17 protein-coding genes are annotated in these 17,684 nt (G+C 68.0%); 6 read left to right on the forward strand and 11 right to left on the reverse strand.

Annotated features, from left to right (window positions below):
- Nucleotides 1-418: 418 nt before the first annotated feature.
- The 5 genes from LRA89_RS19830 to LRA89_RS19850 are packed head-to-tail and all read right to left on the reverse strand — an operon-like array spanning nucleotide 419 to nucleotide 6,324.
- Nucleotides 419-1,255 (reverse strand): HpcH/HpaI aldolase/citrate lyase family protein, encoded by an 837-nt coding sequence (locus LRA89_RS19830; RefSeq protein WP_230772732.1) that lies wholly within the window; start codon nucleotides 1,253-1,255, stop codon nucleotides 419-421.
- Complete coding sequence (locus LRA89_RS19835; RefSeq protein ID WP_230772733.1) at nucleotides 1,252-1,704, reverse strand: MaoC family dehydratase; 453 nt, start codon at nucleotides 1,702-1,704, stop codon at nucleotides 1,252-1,254. Before LRA89_RS19835 ends, LRA89_RS19830 begins: the two co-directional genes overlap by 4 nt.
- Entirely contained in the window at nucleotides 1,704-3,545 is a 1,842-nt protein-coding gene (locus LRA89_RS19840) for an acetyl/propionyl/methylcrotonyl-CoA carboxylase subunit alpha (protein WP_230772734.1), read from the reverse strand. The genes LRA89_RS19835 and LRA89_RS19840 overlap by 1 nt, the downstream gene beginning before the upstream one ends.
- Nucleotides 3,546-3,565: 20 nt before the next feature.
- The gene (locus tag LRA89_RS19845) at nucleotides 3,566-5,161 is read right to left on the reverse strand and encodes a carboxyl transferase domain-containing protein (protein WP_230772735.1); all 1,596 of its coding nucleotides are present in this window, start codon (nucleotides 5,159-5,161) and stop codon (nucleotides 3,566-3,568) included.
- On the reverse strand, nucleotides 5,158-6,324 hold the full coding sequence (locus LRA89_RS19850; protein WP_230772737.1) for an isovaleryl-CoA dehydrogenase: 1,167 nt from the start codon (nucleotides 6,322-6,324) through the stop codon (nucleotides 5,158-5,160). Before LRA89_RS19850 ends, LRA89_RS19845 begins: the two co-directional genes overlap by 4 nt.
- A gap of 187 nt (nucleotides 6,325-6,511) precedes the next feature.
- On the opposite strand from LRA89_RS19850, the gene LRA89_RS19855 reads away from it, so the two are divergent.
- Genes LRA89_RS19855 through LRA89_RS19870 form a run of 4 tightly spaced genes read left to right on the forward strand, consistent with a single transcriptional unit; the run spans nucleotide 6,512 to nucleotide 10,435 of the window.
- On the forward strand, nucleotides 6,512-7,096 hold the full coding sequence (locus LRA89_RS19855; RefSeq protein WP_230772738.1) for a TetR/AcrR family transcriptional regulator: 585 nt from the start codon (nucleotides 6,512-6,514) through the stop codon (nucleotides 7,094-7,096).
- A gap of 41 nt (nucleotides 7,097-7,137) precedes the next feature.
- Complete coding sequence (locus tag LRA89_RS19860) at nucleotides 7,138-7,968, forward strand: sulfurtransferase (protein ID WP_230772739.1); 831 nt, start codon at nucleotides 7,138-7,140, stop codon at nucleotides 7,966-7,968.
- Nucleotides 7,965-9,158: a cystathionine beta-lyase gene (metC, locus tag LRA89_RS19865; protein WP_230772740.1), complete on the forward strand. Its 1,194-nt coding sequence runs from the start codon at nucleotides 7,965-7,967 to the stop codon at nucleotides 9,156-9,158. The genes LRA89_RS19860 and metC overlap by 4 nt, the downstream gene beginning before the upstream one ends.
- Nucleotides 9,155-10,435, forward strand: a complete 1,281-nt coding sequence (locus LRA89_RS19870) for a mechanosensitive ion channel family protein (protein WP_230772741.1) — start codon at nucleotides 9,155-9,157, stop codon at nucleotides 10,433-10,435. The genes metC and LRA89_RS19870 overlap by 4 nt, the downstream gene beginning before the upstream one ends.
- Here LRA89_RS19870 and LRA89_RS19875 read toward each other — a convergent pair.
- Nucleotides 10,432-10,722 (reverse strand): hypothetical protein, encoded by a 291-nt coding sequence (locus LRA89_RS19875; protein ID WP_230772742.1) that lies wholly within the window; start codon nucleotides 10,720-10,722, stop codon nucleotides 10,432-10,434. The genes LRA89_RS19870 and LRA89_RS19875 overlap by 4 nt on opposite strands.
- A gap of 86 nt (nucleotides 10,723-10,808) precedes the next feature.
- On the opposite strand from LRA89_RS19875, the gene LRA89_RS19880 reads away from it, so the two are divergent.
- Entirely contained in the window at nucleotides 10,809-11,939 is a 1,131-nt protein-coding gene (locus LRA89_RS19880; protein ID WP_230772743.1) for a GNAT family N-acetyltransferase, read from the forward strand.
- A 64-nt stretch (nucleotides 11,940-12,003) separates the two neighbouring features.
- Here the strand turns inward: LRA89_RS19880 and LRA89_RS19885 are convergent, their stop codons facing one another.
- The 5 genes from LRA89_RS19885 to LRA89_RS19905 all read right to left on the reverse strand — a co-directional run bounded on the left by LRA89_RS19885 (nucleotide 12,004) and on the right by LRA89_RS19905 (nucleotide 16,874).
- Entirely contained in the window at nucleotides 12,004-12,330 is a 327-nt protein-coding gene (locus LRA89_RS19885; protein ID WP_056493818.1) for a hypothetical protein, read from the reverse strand.
- 26 nt (nucleotides 12,331-12,356) lie between these two features.
- A complete protein-coding gene (locus LRA89_RS19890; protein ID WP_414886727.1) occupies nucleotides 12,357-13,994 on the reverse strand; it encodes a hypothetical protein in 1,638 nt (545 codons plus the stop codon).
- Nucleotides 13,995-14,116: 122 nt separating this feature from the next.
- Nucleotides 14,117-15,334, reverse strand: coding sequence for an argininosuccinate synthase (locus LRA89_RS19895; protein WP_056493821.1), 1,218 nt, complete (start codon nucleotides 15,332-15,334; stop codon nucleotides 14,117-14,119).
- Between the two features lie 98 nt (nucleotides 15,335-15,432).
- Nucleotides 15,433-16,185 carry a molybdopterin-dependent oxidoreductase gene (locus tag LRA89_RS19900; protein WP_230772744.1) on the reverse strand — a complete coding sequence of 251 codons (753 nt, stop codon included), beginning with the start codon at nucleotides 16,183-16,185 and terminating at the stop codon, nucleotides 15,433-15,435.
- Nucleotides 16,182-16,874, reverse strand: coding sequence for a cytochrome b/b6 domain-containing protein (locus LRA89_RS19905; protein WP_230772746.1), 693 nt, complete (start codon nucleotides 16,872-16,874; stop codon nucleotides 16,182-16,184). The genes LRA89_RS19900 and LRA89_RS19905 overlap by 4 nt, the downstream gene beginning before the upstream one ends.
- Before the next feature lie 75 nt (nucleotides 16,875-16,949).
- Between LRA89_RS19905 and LRA89_RS19910 the strand changes: the two genes are divergently transcribed.
- Entirely contained in the window at nucleotides 16,950-17,561 is a 612-nt protein-coding gene (locus LRA89_RS19910) for a flavin reductase family protein (RefSeq protein WP_230772747.1), read from the forward strand.
- Nucleotides 17,562-17,684: the final 123 nt, after the last annotated feature.

The following is a 17,684-nucleotide window of genomic DNA, read 5'->3' on the forward strand; positions in this document are numbered from 1 at the left end:
GCCGGTCCGTCGGCCTCCCCGGCGCGGTGGACGCGGGGGACGCGCCCTGTGCCGTGGAGTCCGCAGGAACGACATCCCGCCGCCGGTGCTGGGGGTGCGCCGGTCCGACCTATCAACCGATTGCAGGGTGTCGCGTTCCTAGTATCTTTGCGCCGTATGCTGGTCGGGAAGCACCAGATCCAGCAGCCGTACCCGGTCCCCATAAAGCTGCGCCAGTCGCAGGTGGATCGACCGGGCATGCGCTTCCCCGCTCTTTTCAGCGAGTTGGCGGTGATCGGCGGCACGGCGCCGCAAATAGGCACATTCATCCGGCCCCGAACGGAAGATGGCGGTGGGTTCGCGCGGATCATTCATAAGAACGATGCTACCAGCCGTTCGCCACGGGGCTATGCGCTATAAATACCAGTTTACTGGTATTTTAATCCCTGCCCGCCCGCGTCAGAACGGTCCGGGCGAGCGCTAGATGCGGTGCGTCGAGCATCCGCCCGTCGATCTGTACCGCCCCCGCGCCGGGGGCGGCGGCAAAGGCGGCGATCACCGCGCGGGCATGCGCGACCGTCGCCGCATCGGGCGTCATCCCGGCGTTGATGACCGGCACCTGCGCCGGATGGATCGCCAGCATCGCCGTGAAGCCGTCGCGCGCGGCGCGGGCGACATAGCGCTCCAGCCCCTCCAGGTCGCGAAACGCCGGATAGACCGTCTCGATCGCCGGAACCCGCGCGGCATGCGCGGCGAACAGCGTCAGCGAGCGGGCCAGTTCATAGGGCGGGGTATAGCGTCCGTCGGCCTCGCGCGCGCTGGTCGCGCCGATCGCGGCGGGCAGGTCCTCGGCCCCCCATGTCAGCCCGGCGAGATGGCACGCGACCTGCGCATAGCTGCCGAGCGCGAAGATCGCCGCCGGGGTTTCGGTGGCGATCGGCAGGATCGGCACGCCGGGGGCCAGCGCGGCCAGCGCCGCGACGCTCATTGCCCCCTCGGCCTTGGGCAGCACCAGCGCGTCGGGCCGCGCGTCGAGTACCGCCGCGACATCGTCCGCCGTCAGGCCGCTGCCAAGCGGATTGACCCGGACGAACAACGGAACCGGTCGCTGCGCCCGCCGCAGAAATGCTGCGGTCGTCACCCGCGCGGCAGCCCTGGCGGCGGGCAGCACCGCATCCTCCAGATCGAGGATCAGCGCATCGGCGCCGCTCGCCAGCGCCTTTTCCATCCGGTCGCCCCGGTCGCCCGGCACGAACAGCAGCGAGCGCAGGCTCATGCCGGCCGCCGCTGGATCAGCGCGGACCGCAGACAGCGACACACCGCCTCATCCCGCTGGTTGGTCAGGGTGTGGGCAAAGGTGACGATGCCGGCGGTCGGCCGTGACCGGCTGTCCTTCAGCGCGCTGACCTCGGTCGCGGCGCGCAGCGTGTCGCCGATGAACACCGGATGCGGCATCACCACGTCGTTGTAGCCGAGGTTCGCGACCAGCGTGCCGAGCGTGGTGTCGCCGACCGACAGCCCGACGAGCAACGCGAAGGTGAAGGTGCCGTTGACGAGGATGCGGCCGAACTCGCTCGCCTTCGCCGCCTCGGCGTCGAGGTGGAGCGGCTGGGGATTGTGGGTCATGCACGAAAACAGCAGATTGTCGGTCTCGGTCACGGTGCGGCGGATGTCATGGTCGATCCGGTCGCCGATCGCCCAGTCCTCGAAATAGCGTCCCGCCATCAGCCCTGTTCCTCGATCCGCGCGAGCGTCAGCCCCTCGCGCACCTGTTGTCCGGCCGCCACCTTCACTTCGGCGACGATGCCGTCGAACGGCGCGGTCAGCGCCTGTTCCATCTTCATCGCCTCCAGCACGATAAGGCGCGTGCCCCTGGTCACGACCTCGCCTTCCGCGACCAGCACGGCGACGATCCGTCCCGGCATCGGCGCGACGATCGTGCCGCTGGCGGTGCCGGCCCCACCGACGAACCGGTCGCTGCGTGGGCGACCGAACGACCAGCCCTCGCCGCCATGATAGGCGATGCCGCTATCGATCACGACCGCATCCGCCGGCTGCGGCGTAACGCGGACGATCGCCCCGCCAATCTCGACCGACACGTCGCACTGCACCGGCGCGTTCAGTCGGAACCCGGCGAGCGGCGCGTTTGCTTGTGGTAGCAGCGCCGCCGCCGCTGCCTGTTGCACCACCGGCGGCGGCGTGTCGCCCGGCACCAGTGTCGCCAGATGCCGTTCGATGAAGCCGGTATCGACATGGCCGGCGACGAAGTCGGGATGCGCCGCCGCCCGCGCGAGGAAGCCGGCGTTGGTGCGCACCGGCCAGACGCGAACCGATCCCGCCGCCATAGCCAGCCGGGTAGCGGCTTCGGTTCGATCCGGCGCATGGACGATCAGCTTGGCGATCATCGGGTCGTAATGCGGCGTCACCACATCGCCTTCGCGCACCCCGGTATCGACGCGGATCGTATCGGGCAGCGCCAGCCGGTCGAGCCGGCCGGTCGACGGCAGGAAGCCGGTCGCGGGATTTTCGGCATAGAGCCGCGCCTCCATCGCCCAGCCGGTGATCGACAGATCGTCCTGCGCCAGCGGCAGCGGTTCGCCCGAGGCGATGCGCAACTGCCATTCGACCAGATCGACGCCGGTGATCGCCTCCGTCACCGGATGCTCGACCTGCAACCGGGTGTTCATCTCCATGAACCAGATACGGTCGGCGCGCAGGCCATGCGAGGCATCGGCTATGAATTCGATCGTGCCCGCACCGACATAGTCGACCGCGCGCGCCGCCTGTACCGCCGCCGCGCACACGCTGGCGCGGGTCGCCTCGTCCATGCCGGGAGCGGGGGCTTCCTCGATCACCTTCTGGTGGCGGCGCTGGAGCGAACAGTCGCGCTCGAACAGGTGGACGATATTGCCATGGGTGTCGCCGAACACCTGCACCTCGATATGGCGTGGCGACAGGATATATTTCTCGATCAGCACCCGGTCGTCGCCGAAACTCGCCGCCGCCTCGCGCCGGCAGCTTTCCAGCGCGCCTAGGAAATCGGCGGGGTCGTCGACGCGGCGCATGCCCTTTCCGCCGCCGCCCGCCACCGCCTTGATGAGCACCGGATAGCCGGTCGCCGCCGCTTCGGCCGCCAGCCGTTCGGGCGACTGATCCTCGCCCTGATAGCCCGGCGTCACCGGCACCCCGGCGGCGATCATCCGCGCCTTGGCGGCGTCCTTCAGCCCCATCGCGCGGATGCTGTCGGGCCGGGGGCCGATCCAGACGAGGCCGGCGTCGATCACGCCTTGCGCGAAATCGGCGTTCTCCGACAGGAAGCCATAGCCGGGATGGATCGCAGCCGCGCCGCTCGCGCGCGCCGCCGCCAATATCCGGTCGGCGTTCAGGTAGGAATCGCGCGCCGCCGCCGGGCCGATGGCGATCGCTTCGTCGGCCATCGCGACGTGCCGGGCGGTGGCGTCCGCCTCGGAATGGACCGCGATTGTCCGCACGCCCATGGCGCGCGCGGTGCGGATGATGCGGCAGGCGATTTCGCCGCGATTGGCGATCAGGACGGAATCGATCATGGTCAGGGTCCTTCGTCCGATCACATGCGGAACAGGCCGAAGCGCGGATGCTGCGGCACCGGCGCGTTCAGCGTGGTGGCGAGCGCGAGGCCCAGCACGTCGCGGGTCTGCGCCGGATCGATGATCCCGTCGTCCCACATCCGCGCGGTCGCGTAATAGGGATTGCCCTCGGCTTCGTATTTCGCGCGGATCGGGGCCTTGAACGCTTCCGTCTCCTCCGCCGACCAGTCGGCCGCGTCGCGGTGGACGGTCGCCAGCACCGATGCCGCCTGCTCGCCGCCCATCACGCCGATGCGGGCATTGGGCCAGGTGAACAGGAAGCGCGGGGAATAGGCGCGCCCGCACATGCCGTAATTGCCCGCACCGAAGCTGCCGCCGATCAGCAGCGTGATCTTGGGCACGCTGGCGGTCGCCACCGCCGTCACCAGCTTGGCGCCGTGCTTGGCGATCCCCTCCGCCTCATACTTGCCGCCGACCATGAAGCCGGAGATATTCTGGAGGAACAGCAGCGGAATACGCCGCTGGCAGGCAAGTTCGATGAAATGCGCGCCCTTCTGCGCGCTTTCCGAAAACAGCACGCCGTTGTTGGCGATGATGCCGACCGGTATCCCGTGGATATGCGCGAAGCCGCACACGAGGGTGGTGCCGAACAACGGCTTGAATTCGTGCAGTTCGGACCCGTCGACGATCCGCGCGATCACCTCGCGCACGTCGTAGGGCGCGCGTACGTCGGTGGGCAGGATGCCGTACAACTCCTCCGCGTCGTACAGCGGCGCGCGCGGCTCGCGGCGGGTGATGTCGCTGACCGGCGGGTCGTTCAGCGTCGCGACGATGTCGCGCACGATGGTGAGCGCATGGTCGTCGTTCACCGCCAGATGGTCGATGACGCCCGACGTGCGGGCATGCAGGTCGCCACCGCCCAGATCCTCGGCGCTGATGACCTCGCCGGTCGCGGCCTGCACCAGCGGCGGCCCCGCCAGAAAGATCGTGCCCTGTCCGCGCACGATCACCGTCTCGTCCGACATGGCCGGGATATAGGCTCCGCCGGCGGTGCAGCTTCCCATCACGCACGCGATCTGCGGGATACCCGCCGCGCTCATCTGCGCCTGGTTGAAGAAGATGCGGCCGAAATGATCGCGATCGGGAAAGAATTCGGCCTGATGCGGCAGGTTGCCGCCGCCCGAATCGACCAGATAGATACATGGCAGCCGGTTTTCCTGCGCGATCTCCTGCGCGCGCAGATGCTTCTTCACCGTCATCGGGAAATACGCGCCGCCCTTAACTGTCGGATCGTTGACGACGATCATGCAGTCGCGCTCCGACACCCGGCCGATCCCGGCCAGCACGCCCGCGCCCGGTGCCTCGCCGTCGTACATGCCGTTCGCCGCCAGTTGCCCGATTTCGAGCAGCGGCGATCCGGCGTCGAGCAGCCGTTCGAGCCGGTCGCGCGGCAACAGCTTGCCGCGCGCGACATGGCGGGCGCGGTGCTTTTCCGCCCCGCCCAGCGCGGTCCGCGCCACCCGCTCGCGCAGTTCGGATGCGAGCGCGCGGTTGTGCGCGTCGTTCGCCTTGAACGTCGCGTAGGCGGGATCGATCGCGCTGGTCAGCCGGGTCATTGCGCCCTCGGCGCGTCATGGCCGATCAGTTCGCGCCCGATCAGCATCCGCCGGACCTCGTTGGTGCCTGCCCCGATGTCGAGCAGCTTGGCATCGCGCAGGAAGCGTTCGACCGGCCAGTCCTTGGTATAGCCCGCCCCGCCCAGTGCCTGCACCGCCTCGCCCGCGACGCGGAAGGCGTTCTCGCTCGCCAGCAGGATCGCCCCCGCCGCATCGAAGCGGGTGGTCCGCCCGGCATCGCACGACCGCGCGACGGCATAGACATAGGCCCGCGCCGAATTGAGCGCGACATACATGTCGGCAATCTTGGCCTGGATGAGCTGGAAGCTGCCGATCGGCGTGCCGAACTGGCGACGTTCGCGGACATAGGGGATGACCACGTCGAGACACGCCTGCATGATGCCGAGCTGGATGCCGGCCAGCACCGCGCGCTCGTAATCAAGGCCACTCATCAGCACGCCGACACCGCCGTTGAGCGGTCCCATCACCTGATCGTCCGACACGAAACAATCGTCGAACACCAGCTCGGCGGTCGGCGATCCGCGCATGCCCATCTTGTCGATCTTCTGCCCGATCGAAAAACCGGCCATGCCGCGCTCGATCAGGAAGGCGGTGATCCCGCGCGATCCCTCGCCGGTCTTGGCATAGACGACCAGCGTGTCGGCGTACGCCGCATTGGTGATCCAGAACTTGGTGCCGTTCAGCACATAGCCGCCATCGGCTTTGGCAGCGCGCAGCTTCATCGACACGACGTCGCTGCCCGCACTCACTTCCGACATCGCCAGCGCGCCGACATGCTCGCCGCTGATGAGCTTCGGGAGATATTTCTCGCGCTGCGCGTCGCTGCCCCAGCGGCGAATCTGGTTGATGCACAGGTTGGAATGCGCGCCGTAGCTCAGACCCACCGATGCGCTGGCGCGGCTGACCTCCTCGCACGCGATGACATGTTCGAGATAGCCGAGGCCAAGGCCGCCCCATTGCTCCTCGACGGTGATGCCGTGCAGGCCCAGTTCGCCCATCGCAGTCCACAGTTCGTCGCGCGGGAACCAGTCCTCGGCATCGATCCGCGCCGCCAGCGGCGCGATGCGATCGGCGGCGAAGCGGCGTACCGTCTCGCGGATCATGTCGGCGGTTTCGCCCAGCGCGAAATCAAAGTCCTGCATCGCTCAACCCTTCGTCGACGGACGAGGGGCGGGCGCGGGGCGGCAAGGGGCCAAGGCATCTCTCCATCGTTCGTACGGGTCCAGGGACGATTCGCCCTTGCCCGACAGTTATAGAAACGATCATACGTTCGTTTACGCAGGGAGCAACCCGCTTGTTCCCGCAGCCATGGGGAAGGAACGCGGCCAGATGCGCACGATCGGATCGAACGGTCCCCAGACGCTGGCGGCGATCCGGGCCAAGGGGCTCGAACTGCTGGCGCGTCATGGCTATGAGGCGATGAGCCTGCGCATGCTGGCGCAGGCGGTCGGCATTCAGCCCGGATCGCTCTACAACCATATCGACACCAAACAGGGGCTGTTGTTCGATGTGGTCGAGGGGCATCTGCGCGACCTGATCGCCGCCTGCGATGCCGCGCTCGACGGGGTGACGGGGGCAAGGGCGCGGCTGGAGCGGTTCGCCGCCTTCCATGTCGAGCATCACATCACCCGGCAGCAGGCGGTGTTCGTCGGCAATTCCGAACTGCGCGCGCTGACGCCGGCAAACCACGCGATCGTCGCCGGCCTGCGCGGCGAGTACGAAGCGCGGCTGATCGACATATTGGCGCAAGGGGCGGGCGACGGCAGCTTGCGTATCCGCGACGTGCGCGTCACCGCCTATGCGCTGCTTGGGCTGCTCACCGGGGTCTGCACGTGGTTCCGGCCGGGCGGTCGGCTGGACAGCGCCGAGGTGGTCGCGCTGCATGTCGATCTGGCGGTGCGCAGCGTCACCTGAAGCCGTTGCCGTTTGGCGGGGTGCCGCCTAAGCCGGCGGTCATGCAACCGCTCGTCTCCACCGCATGGCTCGCCGATCGTCTGGACGATCTGGGCCTCGTCGTCCTCGACGCCACCTATGTCGCGGTGCAGACCGATCCGCCGCGCGACGAGGCCGCCGAGTTCGCCACCGGCCATATTCCCGGCGCGCGGTTCCTTAACCTGCGCGGCCTGTCGTCGGGGCAGGCGACGTCGCTGCCATCCGCCGAGAAGCTCGCCGATCGGCTGGGCGCGATCGGTATCGGGCCGGACGACCGGATCGTCCTCTACGACACCTCGCCGCATCGTACGAGCGCGCGGGCGTGGTGGCTGCTGCGCTGCTTCGCGCCGTCGTTGCCGGTCGCGTTGCTCGACGGCGGGCTGGCGACGTGGCGCGCCGAGGGGCGTCCGGTCGAAGCCGGTACGACACCGGTACAGGCGACGCGCTTCGTCGCCGATCCCGATCTGGCGGCGGTGCGGACCAAGGCGATGGTGCTGGCCGCGCTCGACAGGAACCACGAGCAACTGGTCGACGCGCGCTCGCCCGCGCGGTTCGACGGGAGCGAGGCCGATCCGCGCGGGCTCCCCTCCGGCCATATTCCGGGCAGCCGCAACCTGCATTATGCCCGCTTCTTTCAGGCCGACGGGATGTGGCAATCGCCCGACGCACTCGCCGCGCTGTTCGCCGATGCCGTGATCGATCTCGACCGCCCGATCACCGCAACCTGCGGATCGGGGATTACCGCCGCCGTACCCGCCTTCGCGCTCCACCTGCTCGGCCGTGATGCCGCGCTCTACGACGGAAGCTGGACCGAATGGGCCGCCGACCCCGCCACCCCGAAAGTGACGCCATGAAGCCGACCGACTTGTCCGTATCCCCCGCCACCCGCGCCGTCACCGGCGGCCGTCGCCCCGAATGGACCACCGGCGTGGTCAACGTGCCGGTATGGCGCGCCTCGACGATCCTGTACGACAGCGTCGCCGACCTGCGCGCGGCGGCGGGGAGCGATACCCACCACCGGCTGTTCTACGGCCGGCGCGGCACGCCGACCCAATGGTCGCTGGCCGAGGCGCTGACCGACCTTGAACCCGGCGCGCACGGCACGTTGCTGTATCCCTCGGGTGTCGCGGCGATCACCACCGCGCTGCTCGCGTTTCTAAAACCCGGCGATCACCTGCTGCTTCCCGACAGTGCCTATGACCCGACCCGCGCCTTCGCGAATGGCATGCTGGCGGCGATGGGGGTGGCGACCACCTTCTACGACCCGATGATAGGTGCGGGGATCGCCGGACTGATGACCGATGCAACGCGCGTGCTGTTCCTCGAAAGCCCCGGCAGCCTGACCTTCGAGGTGCAGGACGTGCCGGCGATGGCGGCGGTCGCGCGGGCGCGGGGGGTGACGACGATCCTCGACAATACCTGGGCCACGCCGCTGCTGTTCCCGGCGATCGCCCACGGCGTCGACGTGACGATCATGGCCTGCACCAAATATGTCGTCGGCCATTCGGACGCGATGCTGGGGTCTGCGACGGTGGTCGAATCGCACTGGGACCGGTTGCGCCACGCCACCTATCAGCTCGGCCAGCATGTCGGCCCCGACGATGCCGCGCTCGGTGCGCGGGGGCTGCGCACCATGGCGGTGCGGTTGAAACAACATGGCGAAAGTTCGCTCGCCATCGCGCGGTGGCTCGCCGCACAGGACGGCGTCGCGCGAGTATTGCACCCGGCATTGCCCGGCTGTCCGGGACATGACCTGTTCGTGCGCGATTTCCGGGGCAGCGCCGGGCTGTTCGCCTTCGTGCTCGACGGTGGGAGCGATGTCGCCCGCGCCGCGCTGATCGACGGCCTCGCGCTGTTCGGCATCGGCTATAGCTGGGGCGGCTTCGAAAGCCTCGCGCTGCCGATCGATCCGCAGCGCCACCGCACCGCCACCCGCTGGCAGGCGCAGGGGCCGATGGTCCGGCTCCAGATCGGGCTGGAGGACCCGGCCGACCTGATCGCCGACCTCGACGCCGGCCTCGCCCGGTTCCGCGCGGCGCGATGAACCCGGCGGCGGCATGGCTGGCGGCGCGCGGGGTGCCGTTGCCGGACGCCCCGCAACTGGTCGAGGCGGGCGTGGCGCTCGGCTGCGTCCTGTTGTCGCTCGCGCTTGGCTGGTTCGCCGGGCGGCGGTGGGGGCCGGCGCTGTCGCAAGCCTGGGCGAAGCGGGTCGGCGACCATGTCGTCGGCATCGCCCCGCGCATCTGCGACATCCTGCGCCATCTGGTCGCGGTGCTGGTGCTGGCGGTGGTGGCGCAGGTCCGCGACTGGGGGGCGCTGGCCGATATTGTCATCGGGCTGGCGCTGGGCGCGGCGGTCGCGCGGCTGGCGGTGCAGTTGCTGCGCGGCGTTGGCCTTGCCCGCTGGATCGCGTGGACGGTGGCGGCGATCCTGTTCGTCTCCGCCCTGTCGGGCGCGATCGGCGGGCTGGGACCGATCACGAACACGCTCGACGCGATCGGCTTCTCGGTCGGGCGACGCCGCCTGTCGCTGCTGGCGGTGGTCAGCACGCTGCTGACCGTGGTCGTGCTCTATGCCGTCGTCCGCCTGACCAACCGTATCGTCGCCCACGGCGTCGCGCAGGCGGGCAGCCTTGATCCGGCGCAGAAGCTGCTGGCGCAGAAGCTGGCGTCGATCGCGATCGTCATCGTCGCGTTCTTCTTCGGCGTCGATCTGCTCGGCATCGACCTGACGACCTTTGCGATCTTTTCGGGCGGGCTCGGCCTCGCGGTCGGCTTCGGGTTGCAGAAAACGGTCGGCAACCTGATCGCCGGGATCATCCTGTTGATGGACCGGTCGATCAAGCCGGGCGACGTCATCGTCGTCGGCGACAGCTTCGGCTGGGTCAACAAGATCGGCGTGCGCGCCGTCTCGGTCATCACCCGCGACGGCAAGGAGCATCTGATCCCCAACGAGAATCTGATGACGCAGGAGGTGGAGAACTGGTCCTTCTCCGACCGCAACGTGCGCGTGCGCATCCCCGTCGGCGTCGGCTACGAAACCGACCTGCGCCTCGCGCAGAAGCTGATGTTGCAGGCGGCGCAGCAAAGCCCGCGCGTGCTGCGCAGTCCCAAGCCCAACGTCTGGCTGATCTCCTACGGCGAATATGCCGTCGAGCACGAAATCCTCGCGTGGATCAGCGATCCCGAACAGGGGGTCGGCAATGTCCGCTCCGACGTGCTCAACCGGCTGTGGGATTTGTTCAAGGAGAATGGCATCACCATCCCCGTGCCGCGGCGCGAGATAACGATTCACAACAGGCCGAACGAGCCTGCTGGCTAGCGCCGGGCGGCTGCCCGAACCGGCGTGTCGATCAGCAGCCAGCCGGATCGATCCAGTGCCAGATATCCCGCATAGCGCCGCCAGCGACCGTTATGCCGCTGTTGCCAGACGCAACGCGCCTCCGTCGTATCTTCGGCAATCTGTCGACAGGAGAGGTGCCGGATATCGGTTATCGATACCTTCGCCTTGGTGAACCGGTGGATCGCCTTTGCCAGATCGCCCGACGACGGTCCGTTACCAGTCGGACTGGCGAGCGCCAGTAAGGCAATGGATAAGGCTGCGATCATCCGGCCCTTCTCCGATTGCCCAAAAACGGAGTCAATGCGGATCGACGGGCTACCCGACCCGCTTGCCGCCCCCTATCTTGAACCACGTGACGACCATCACCGCCCGCATCGCCCAGGGCGTCCGCGCCGTTCCCGCCGACCAGTGGGACGCCTGCGCCGGCCCCGGCAATCCGTTCCTGTCCCACGCCTTCCTCGCCGCGCTGGAGGAATCGGGCAGCGTCGGCGGGCGATCGGGGTGGCAGGCGCTGCCGGTGATCGTCGACGACGAGCACGGCGTCCCCGCCGCGATTGCCCCGGCCTATGCCAAGGCGCACAGCCAGGGCGAATATGTGTTCGACCACGGCTGGGCCGACGCATGGGGCCGGGCAGGGGGCGACTATTACCCCAAGCTCCAGATCGCGGTGCCCTTCACGCCCGTTCCCGGTCCCCGCCTGCTGTTGCGCGACGGGGCACAGGCGAGCGCGCTGATCGCGGGACTCGAGGCGGTGGTAACGCAAAACGGGCTGTCGTCGGCGCACGCGACGTTCGTGACCGACGAGCAACTGCCGCTGTTCGAGGCGGCGGGATGGCTGACGCGCGCCGGCACGCAGTTCCACTGGGCCAATCACGGCTATGCCAGCTTCGACGATTTCCTCGGCGACCTCGCCAGCCGCAAGCGCAAGGCGATCCGCAAGGAACGCGCCGCCGCCGTCGCAGGGCTGACGATCCGCCATCTGAGCGGGGCCGACATCCGTCCCGACCATTGGGACGCCTTCTGGCGTTTCTATCAGGACACCGGCAGCCGCAAATGGGGCCAGCCCTATCTCACCCGCAGCTTCTTCCCGCTGCTGTCGCAGGCGATGGGCGACCGGGTGCTGCTGATCCTGGCCGAACGGGACGGGGTGCCGATCGCCGGGGCGCTCAACCTGATCGGCGACGATGCGCTCTACGGCCGCTACTGGGGCGCGGTGGAGGAGGTGCCGTTCCTCCATTTTGAGCTATGCTATTATCAGGCGATCGACGCCGCGATCGCGCGCGGCCTCGCCCGGGTCGAGGCCGGGGCGCAGGGCGAGCACAAGCTGGCGCGGGGCTATACCCCGGTCACGACATGGTCGGCGCATTTTCTGCCCGACCCGGGCTTCCGCGCCGCCGTTGCCGATTTCCTGACGCGCGAACGCGCGGCGGTCGCGCAGGAGCAGGAATATCTCGGCGAACTGGCCCCGTTCCGGCGCGGATAGGGGTATTCGGTGGAGCGGGCCGGTGCCGCGCTGATCCAGCGGTGCTGGATCAGCCTCCCGGCGCTTATTTCCGTCCGAACATGCCGCCCAGATTGCCGAGCACGTCGCCCAGACCTCCGGTGCCGGTGCCCGTGCCCGTATCGAAGCCGAACAGTTGCGCCAGTTGGCCGAGCGCGTCCGCGCCGCCGATCTCCGACAGGATCGCCTCGATCTGATGGCGCGACACGCCGCTGTGGTCGGCGGCTTCCTGTGCCGGATCGGCATGGTCGGCGAAGCGCGCGAGCAGGCCCATCACCGTCTGCACCTGTTCGGGCGAGATGCCGGCCTTTTCGGCGATGGCGGGCAGGTCGAACCGCCCGGCGAAGTTCAGGGCGTTGTTCAGCAGGTCCATGATATACTCCTGTAAAATCGGGCCGGTCAGTTTCCGCTCGCCGCCATCTGGCGCGGCGCACGACGGCGGGGCCGGGCAAACGGACGATTGCCCAGATCGCTCCACGTCAATTCGGGCGGGGGAACGCTGTGATCGATGCGGAACAGCGCGCTGCGGCCGCTGCGCCATACCGGGATCAGCCCCTGTTCCAGCCGCCGGTCGTACCGGGGCGGACGGATCATCCACACATAATCGAACGCATCGCGCGGGAATTTGTACAGCGCCGCCGCCACCGGCCGCCAGAACTGTCGCGGGCACTGCACGTCGGTGACAAGTTCGGACGGATCGTGGGCGAAGCCCTTCGCGATACGATAGCGCACTGTCAGCAACTGCCCGCCGGCCATCGACCACTGGTCGTTGGCATAGGCCAGCCGCCGGGTCAGCGCCATGCCGGGCAGATGTTGCAGCCGGGTCATCTTCCATTCGTTGTAGCACGTCTCGCCGACGAAGGTGACGAGCCGGGCACCCACCGGCAGATGATCGAGCGCCGCCAGTTCGCGGTCGTAATCCCGGTCGTAGAGCCAGAAGCTGACGGTGGTCGCCCCGATCCGACCGACGAACAGAGCGAGCCCGATCGCCGCCAGCGTCGCCGCGTTGCGGATCGACACGCCGGGTTTGGGACGCAGCGCGATCAGGCAGATGCCGAAGAGATACGGCACCAGCCGCATGTCGGCATAGGCCGATCCGAACACGATGCGCGGCAGCAGCGCATAGACCGCGATCAGGAACAGCGCGGACAGGCCAAGGTGGCGCGAATAGCCGATGTTCGGGTCGCGCACGCCCTTGAACAGCACCAGATAGAAGACCGCGACCGACGCCAGATCATAGAGCCGCCAGCGGTCGCGCAGGCTCATCGTCATCCACTGCATCTTGGCGCGCCAGTTGAACCAGTCGGCGGTCTGCCCGCCGACATGGCCACCCGATCGCCACAACAGCATCAGCAGCGCAGGGGGCGCGAGCACCAGACAATGAAGCCCGGCGTAAAAGGCGGCGGCGAACCAGTTGCGCCGCTTGTCATGCTCGCGGATCAGCTCGGCCGAGGCGGCGAGCACGCCCAGCGTGCCCCAGCCGAAGGTATGCGTCAGCCAGATCAGCCCGGCTACGGGTACGAACACGACGCCGCGCAGGACCAGTCGCCCCTGCCGCCCCAGCCGCAGCCACAGCGCGAAGGCGTTGAGCGCCAGCGCCATCGACAGCGCGAAATTGGCGAAACCGAAATGGAACGGAAAGCTGTAGACGATCGGCAGCGCGAACAGCGCGGTCGGCGGGATGCGGCCATGCACCTCGCGCGCGATCCACAACAGCCCGATCGCGGTCAGCGGCGGGATCGTCAGGATGATGAGCTTGACCGCGGGTTCGAGGCCGATCAGCGGCTCGAGCAGCCACACCAGCAGATCGACGCCCAGATTGCCGATCAGGCTCCAGTCGAAGTTGTACCATTGGTGGAACCACGGGGCCTGTCCGGTGTCCCACAATTGCTGGACGCGATACCGGCCCATATGGCCGGGCAGGTCGACCATCGGCGGCACGTCGGGCCACAGCAGCGGCACCATGGCGAGGAACGCCATCGCCGCCACGAACCACCGCGTCTGCCACCACAAGCGGCGATCGGTGCCTGACTCCAACAAACTATCCCCCGGTTGCCGTCCCATCCCGTCCACCGCGATACGGCGGGACGGGGCGGTTTAGCAAGGGAGGGGGATGGATTTGCGCCATGCCGTCTAACACGGCGCAAATCCATCCGGGATCAGCGGTCGCGGCGGCCGAGCAGGCGCAGGCGCAGCGCGTTGAGCTTGATGAAGCCCGCCGCGTCGCGCTGGTCATAGGCGCCCTGATCGTCCTCGAACGTCACGACTTTCTCGCTGTAGAGTGAGTTGGGCGAGCGGCGGCCGATGATGTGGCACCCGCCCTTGTACAGCTTCAGCCGGACTTCGCCCGACACCTTGAGCTGGCTGTGGTCGATCGCCGCCTGCAGCATCTCGCGCTCCGGCGAGAACCAGAAGCCGTTGTAGAGCAGCTCGGCATAGCGCGGCGCCAGTTCGTCCTTCAGATGCGCGGCACCACGGTCGAGCGTGATCTGTTCGATCGCGCGGTGCGCGGCGTGGAGGATCGTGCCGCCCGGCGTTTCGTACATGCCGCGCGACTTCATGCCGACGAAGCGGTTCTCGACGAGGTCGAGGCGGCCGATGCCATGCGCCCGGCCAAGGTCGTTCAGCTTGGCGAGCAGCGTGGCAGGCGACATGCCTTCGCCATCGACCGCGACCGCATCGCCGCGCTCGAACGCGATGGTGACGATCTGGGGCGTGTCGGGCGCGTCCTCGGGGCTGACGGTGCGCGAGAAGACGTACTCGGGCACTTCCTCCCACGGGTCCTCGAGCACCTTGCCCTCCGACGAGGTGTGCAGGAGGTTCGCGTCGGTCGAGAACGGCGATTCGCCGCGCTTGTCCTTGGGCACCGGGATCTGGTGCGCCTCGGCAAAGGCGATCAGCGCGGTGCGGCTGGTCAGGTCCCATTCGCGCCACGGCGCGATCACCTTGATGTCGGGCTGAAGCGCGTAATAGCCCAGTTCGAAGCGGACCTGGTCGTTGCCCTTGCCGGTCGCGCCATGGCTGACGGCGTCGGCGTTCACCTGACGCGCGATTTCGATCTGGCGCTTGGCGATCAGCGGCCGCGCGATCGAGGTGCCGAGCAGATACAGCCCTTCGTAGAGCGCATTGGCGCGCATCATCGGGAACACGAAGTCGCCGACGAATTCCTCGCGCAGATCGTCGATGAAGATATGCTCGGGCTTCACGCCCATCAACTCGGCCTTCTTGCGCGCCGGCTCCAGCTCCTCGCCCTGGCCCAGATCGGCGGTGAAGGTCACAACTTCGCAATTGTAGTTCTGCTGAAGCCATTTGAGGATGACGCTGGTGTCGAGCCCGCCCGAATAGGCGAGCACGACGCGATTGATGGGGTCGGCCATGCGAAGGCTCCTTGTGCAAAGGGGACGTTTGCCGCGCGCCTAGGCGAGCCGCGCAGCGGGCGCAAGAAATGCGTGTAGCCTTGAGGCCGTCGGCTGCGTCAGATCCCGGCGTACCAGTCGTAGCCGGCGACATCCTCCCAGAAGCCGCCCTTGCCCCCGGCGATGGGGCCGAGCGATGCCACCGCCTCGATCCGCTCGACATATTTGGCGTGTTTATAGCCCAGTTGCCGCTCGACCCGCAGCCGCAGCGGCGCACCATTGGGAATGCCGAGCAACCTGTCGTTAAGCGCCCACGCAAGGATCGTCTGCGGGTGGAAGGCGTCGATCAGGTCGATCGATTCATAATAGCGCCGCCCGCCGATCGCATCGGCGCAGTGGAACACCAGATAGCGCGCCTGTGGCCGCAGCCCGGCGAGATCGAGGAGACGCGACAGCCGTGGCCCGGTCCATTTGCCGATCGCGCTCCACCCCTCGACGCAGTCGTGCCGAGTGATCTGCTGGCGCGACGGCATCTGCCGGATCTGGTCGAGCCGGAGCGACAGCGGCCGCGCGACCAGCCCGTCGACGACCACCCGCCAGTCGGCGAAGCGGTTGGCGGCGTGAGCGTTGTAATCGGCCGTGTTCGGGTTGTTGGTGCCGTTCGCGCGAAAGACCGGCGAGCGCTGGTCCGCCGAATATTCGACCGCCAGCGCATCGCGCGCGGTGATCGCCCGCTGGAGGCCGCGATGTACGTCCTCCGCCCCGCCGAGCAGCGTCTGCGCGGACGGCAGTTGCGCCACCCTGTCACACGCGGCGACAAGGCCGCCGGCCCCGACGACCAGCGCCGAGCGACGCGAGACCAGCCGGCTCATCGTGGCACCCGCCACCAGCCGGTCAGCATCGATCGCACCTCGTTCACCGCGCCCGCGAGGATCACCAGCACCAGATGGACGATGACGAACAGGGTGATGCCGCTGGCCGCAAGGAAATGGATCGACCGCGCCGACTGCCGCCCGCCGAGCAGGTCGAGCAACCACGGGAACGCCGCGTTCAGCCCGGGCGACATGGCGATGCCGGTCGCGATCACCAGCGGCAACAGCGCGAACAGCACCAGCGCATAACTCAGTTTCTGCAAAACATTATAGTCGCCGGGCCGCTCGGGATCGTGGAAGCGGAACGCCAGATGCGCCTTCACGTCGGCCGTCAGATGTGCGCGCGATAGCTCACGCGCGCGGATCGTCAGGTCGCGCTGGAAATGGCGGTTGAGCAGGCTAACGATCATATAGGCCAGCAGGCCGAACCCCAGCACCAGCGCAAAGCTCAGGTGCCAGTTGCGCGCCAGCGCCAGATTATAGGTCTGCGGGATCGTCACCCATCCCGGAAAACGATCGAACGTGATCCACGGCGCGTCGAAATTCGCGCCATAGCGCCCCCAATAGAGCCGGGGGTGGGCGTTCAGGATCATCAGCCCGCTGCCGATCAGGATGACGATCGCCACCGCATTGACCCAGTGCCACAACCGGGTGGCCAGCCGGTGGCGATAGACGGTGGGTGCGTTCATCGCCGCATCCTATCCGCCCTGCCCCGTGCTGCGAAGGGGCTTGCACGCTTCGTCCGCCTCGTGCGTTGGGGTGGCATGACCGACTTCCATTCCTATGTTCCGGCCGATGGCCATGGCCTGCCCCATGATCCGTTCAACGCGATCGTCGCGCCGCGGCCGATCGGCTGGATTTCCAGCGTGTCGGCGGGTGGCAAACGCAATCTCGCGCCCTACAGTTTCTTCAACGCCTTCAACTATCGCCCGCCGATCATCGGCTTCGCATCGACCGGGGCCAAGGACACGCTGGCGAACGTGCGCGAAACGGGCGCGTTCGTGTGGAACCTTGCCGCTCGCGGTCAGGGCGAGGCGATGAACGCCACCTCGGCGACGACCGACCGCGACGAGTTCGTGCTCGCCGGGCTCGACACGCTGCCCTCGGTGGCGGTGGCCCCGCCGCGCGTCGCGGGATCGCCGGTGCAGTTCGAATGCCGCCTGACCCAGATCGTGCAACTGACCGACGCGGGCGGCGGCGCGATCCCGACATGGCTGGTGCTGGGCGAGGTCGTCCACGTCCATATCGACCGGTCGCTGCTCGACGACGGCATCTATCAAACGGCACGCGCCCGCCCGATCCTGCGCGGCGGCGGGGCGGGCGATTATTTCGAGGTTGGCGAGGATGCCAGGTTCGTCATGGACCGTCCGCGCTAGGGTCTGTGGGGATTCACAAAGTTGTGCGGATGTGATTCACGCTATGGATGGATCGTGACGTACTGACGGACGCCCAATGGGCAAAGATCGAGCCGCATTGCCTGGGCAAGCGGACTGACCCCG

It is taken from the genome of Sphingomonas sp. Leaf4 (genome assembly GCF_920939515.1).
GTDB lineage: Bacteria > Pseudomonadota > Alphaproteobacteria > Sphingomonadales > Sphingomonadaceae > Sphingomonas.

Excerpts from the sequence above, each read along its gene's own strand:
- LRA89_RS19830 (WP_230772732.1), bottom strand. The coding sequence starts at position 1,255 with ATGAGCCTGCGCTCGCTGCTGTTCGTGCCGGGCGACCGGGGCGACCGG.
- LRA89_RS19835 (WP_230772733.1), bottom strand. The coding sequence starts at position 1,704 with ATGGCGGGACGCTATTTCGAGGACTGGGCGATCGGCGACCGGATCGAC.
- LRA89_RS19840 (WP_230772734.1), bottom strand. The coding sequence starts at position 3,545 with ATGATCGATTCCGTCCTGATCGCCAATCGCGGCGAAATCGCCTGCCGC.
- LRA89_RS19845 (WP_230772735.1), bottom strand. The coding sequence starts at position 5,161 with ATGACCCGGCTGACCAGCGCGATCGATCCCGCCTACGCGACGTTCAAG.
- LRA89_RS19850 (WP_230772737.1), bottom strand. The coding sequence starts at position 6,324 with ATGCAGGACTTTGATTTCGCGCTGGGCGAAACCGCCGACATGATCCGC.
- LRA89_RS19855 (WP_230772738.1), top strand. The coding sequence starts at position 6,512 with ATGCGCACGATCGGATCGAACGGTCCCCAGACGCTGGCGGCGATCCGG.
- LRA89_RS19860 (WP_230772739.1), top strand. The coding sequence starts at position 7,138 with ATGCAACCGCTCGTCTCCACCGCATGGCTCGCCGATCGTCTGGACGAT.
- metC (WP_230772740.1), top strand. The coding sequence starts at position 7,965 with ATGAAGCCGACCGACTTGTCCGTATCCCCCGCCACCCGCGCCGTCACC.
- LRA89_RS19870 (WP_230772741.1), top strand. The coding sequence starts at position 9,155 with ATGAACCCGGCGGCGGCATGGCTGGCGGCGCGCGGGGTGCCGTTGCCG.
- LRA89_RS19875 (WP_230772742.1), bottom strand. The coding sequence starts at position 10,722 with ATGATCGCAGCCTTATCCATTGCCTTACTGGCGCTCGCCAGTCCGACT.
- LRA89_RS19885 (WP_056493818.1), bottom strand. The coding sequence starts at position 12,330 with ATGGACCTGCTGAACAACGCCCTGAACTTCGCCGGGCGGTTCGACCTG.
- LRA89_RS19895 (WP_056493821.1), bottom strand. The coding sequence starts at position 15,334 with ATGGCCGACCCCATCAATCGCGTCGTGCTCGCCTATTCGGGCGGGCTC.
- LRA89_RS19900 (WP_230772744.1), bottom strand. The coding sequence starts at position 16,185 with ATGAGCCGGCTGGTCTCGCGTCGCTCGGCGCTGGTCGTCGGGGCCGGC.
- LRA89_RS19905 (WP_230772746.1), bottom strand. The coding sequence starts at position 16,874 with ATGAACGCACCCACCGTCTATCGCCACCGGCTGGCCACCCGGTTGTGG.
- LRA89_RS19910 (WP_230772747.1), top strand. The coding sequence starts at position 16,950 with ATGACCGACTTCCATTCCTATGTTCCGGCCGATGGCCATGGCCTGCCC.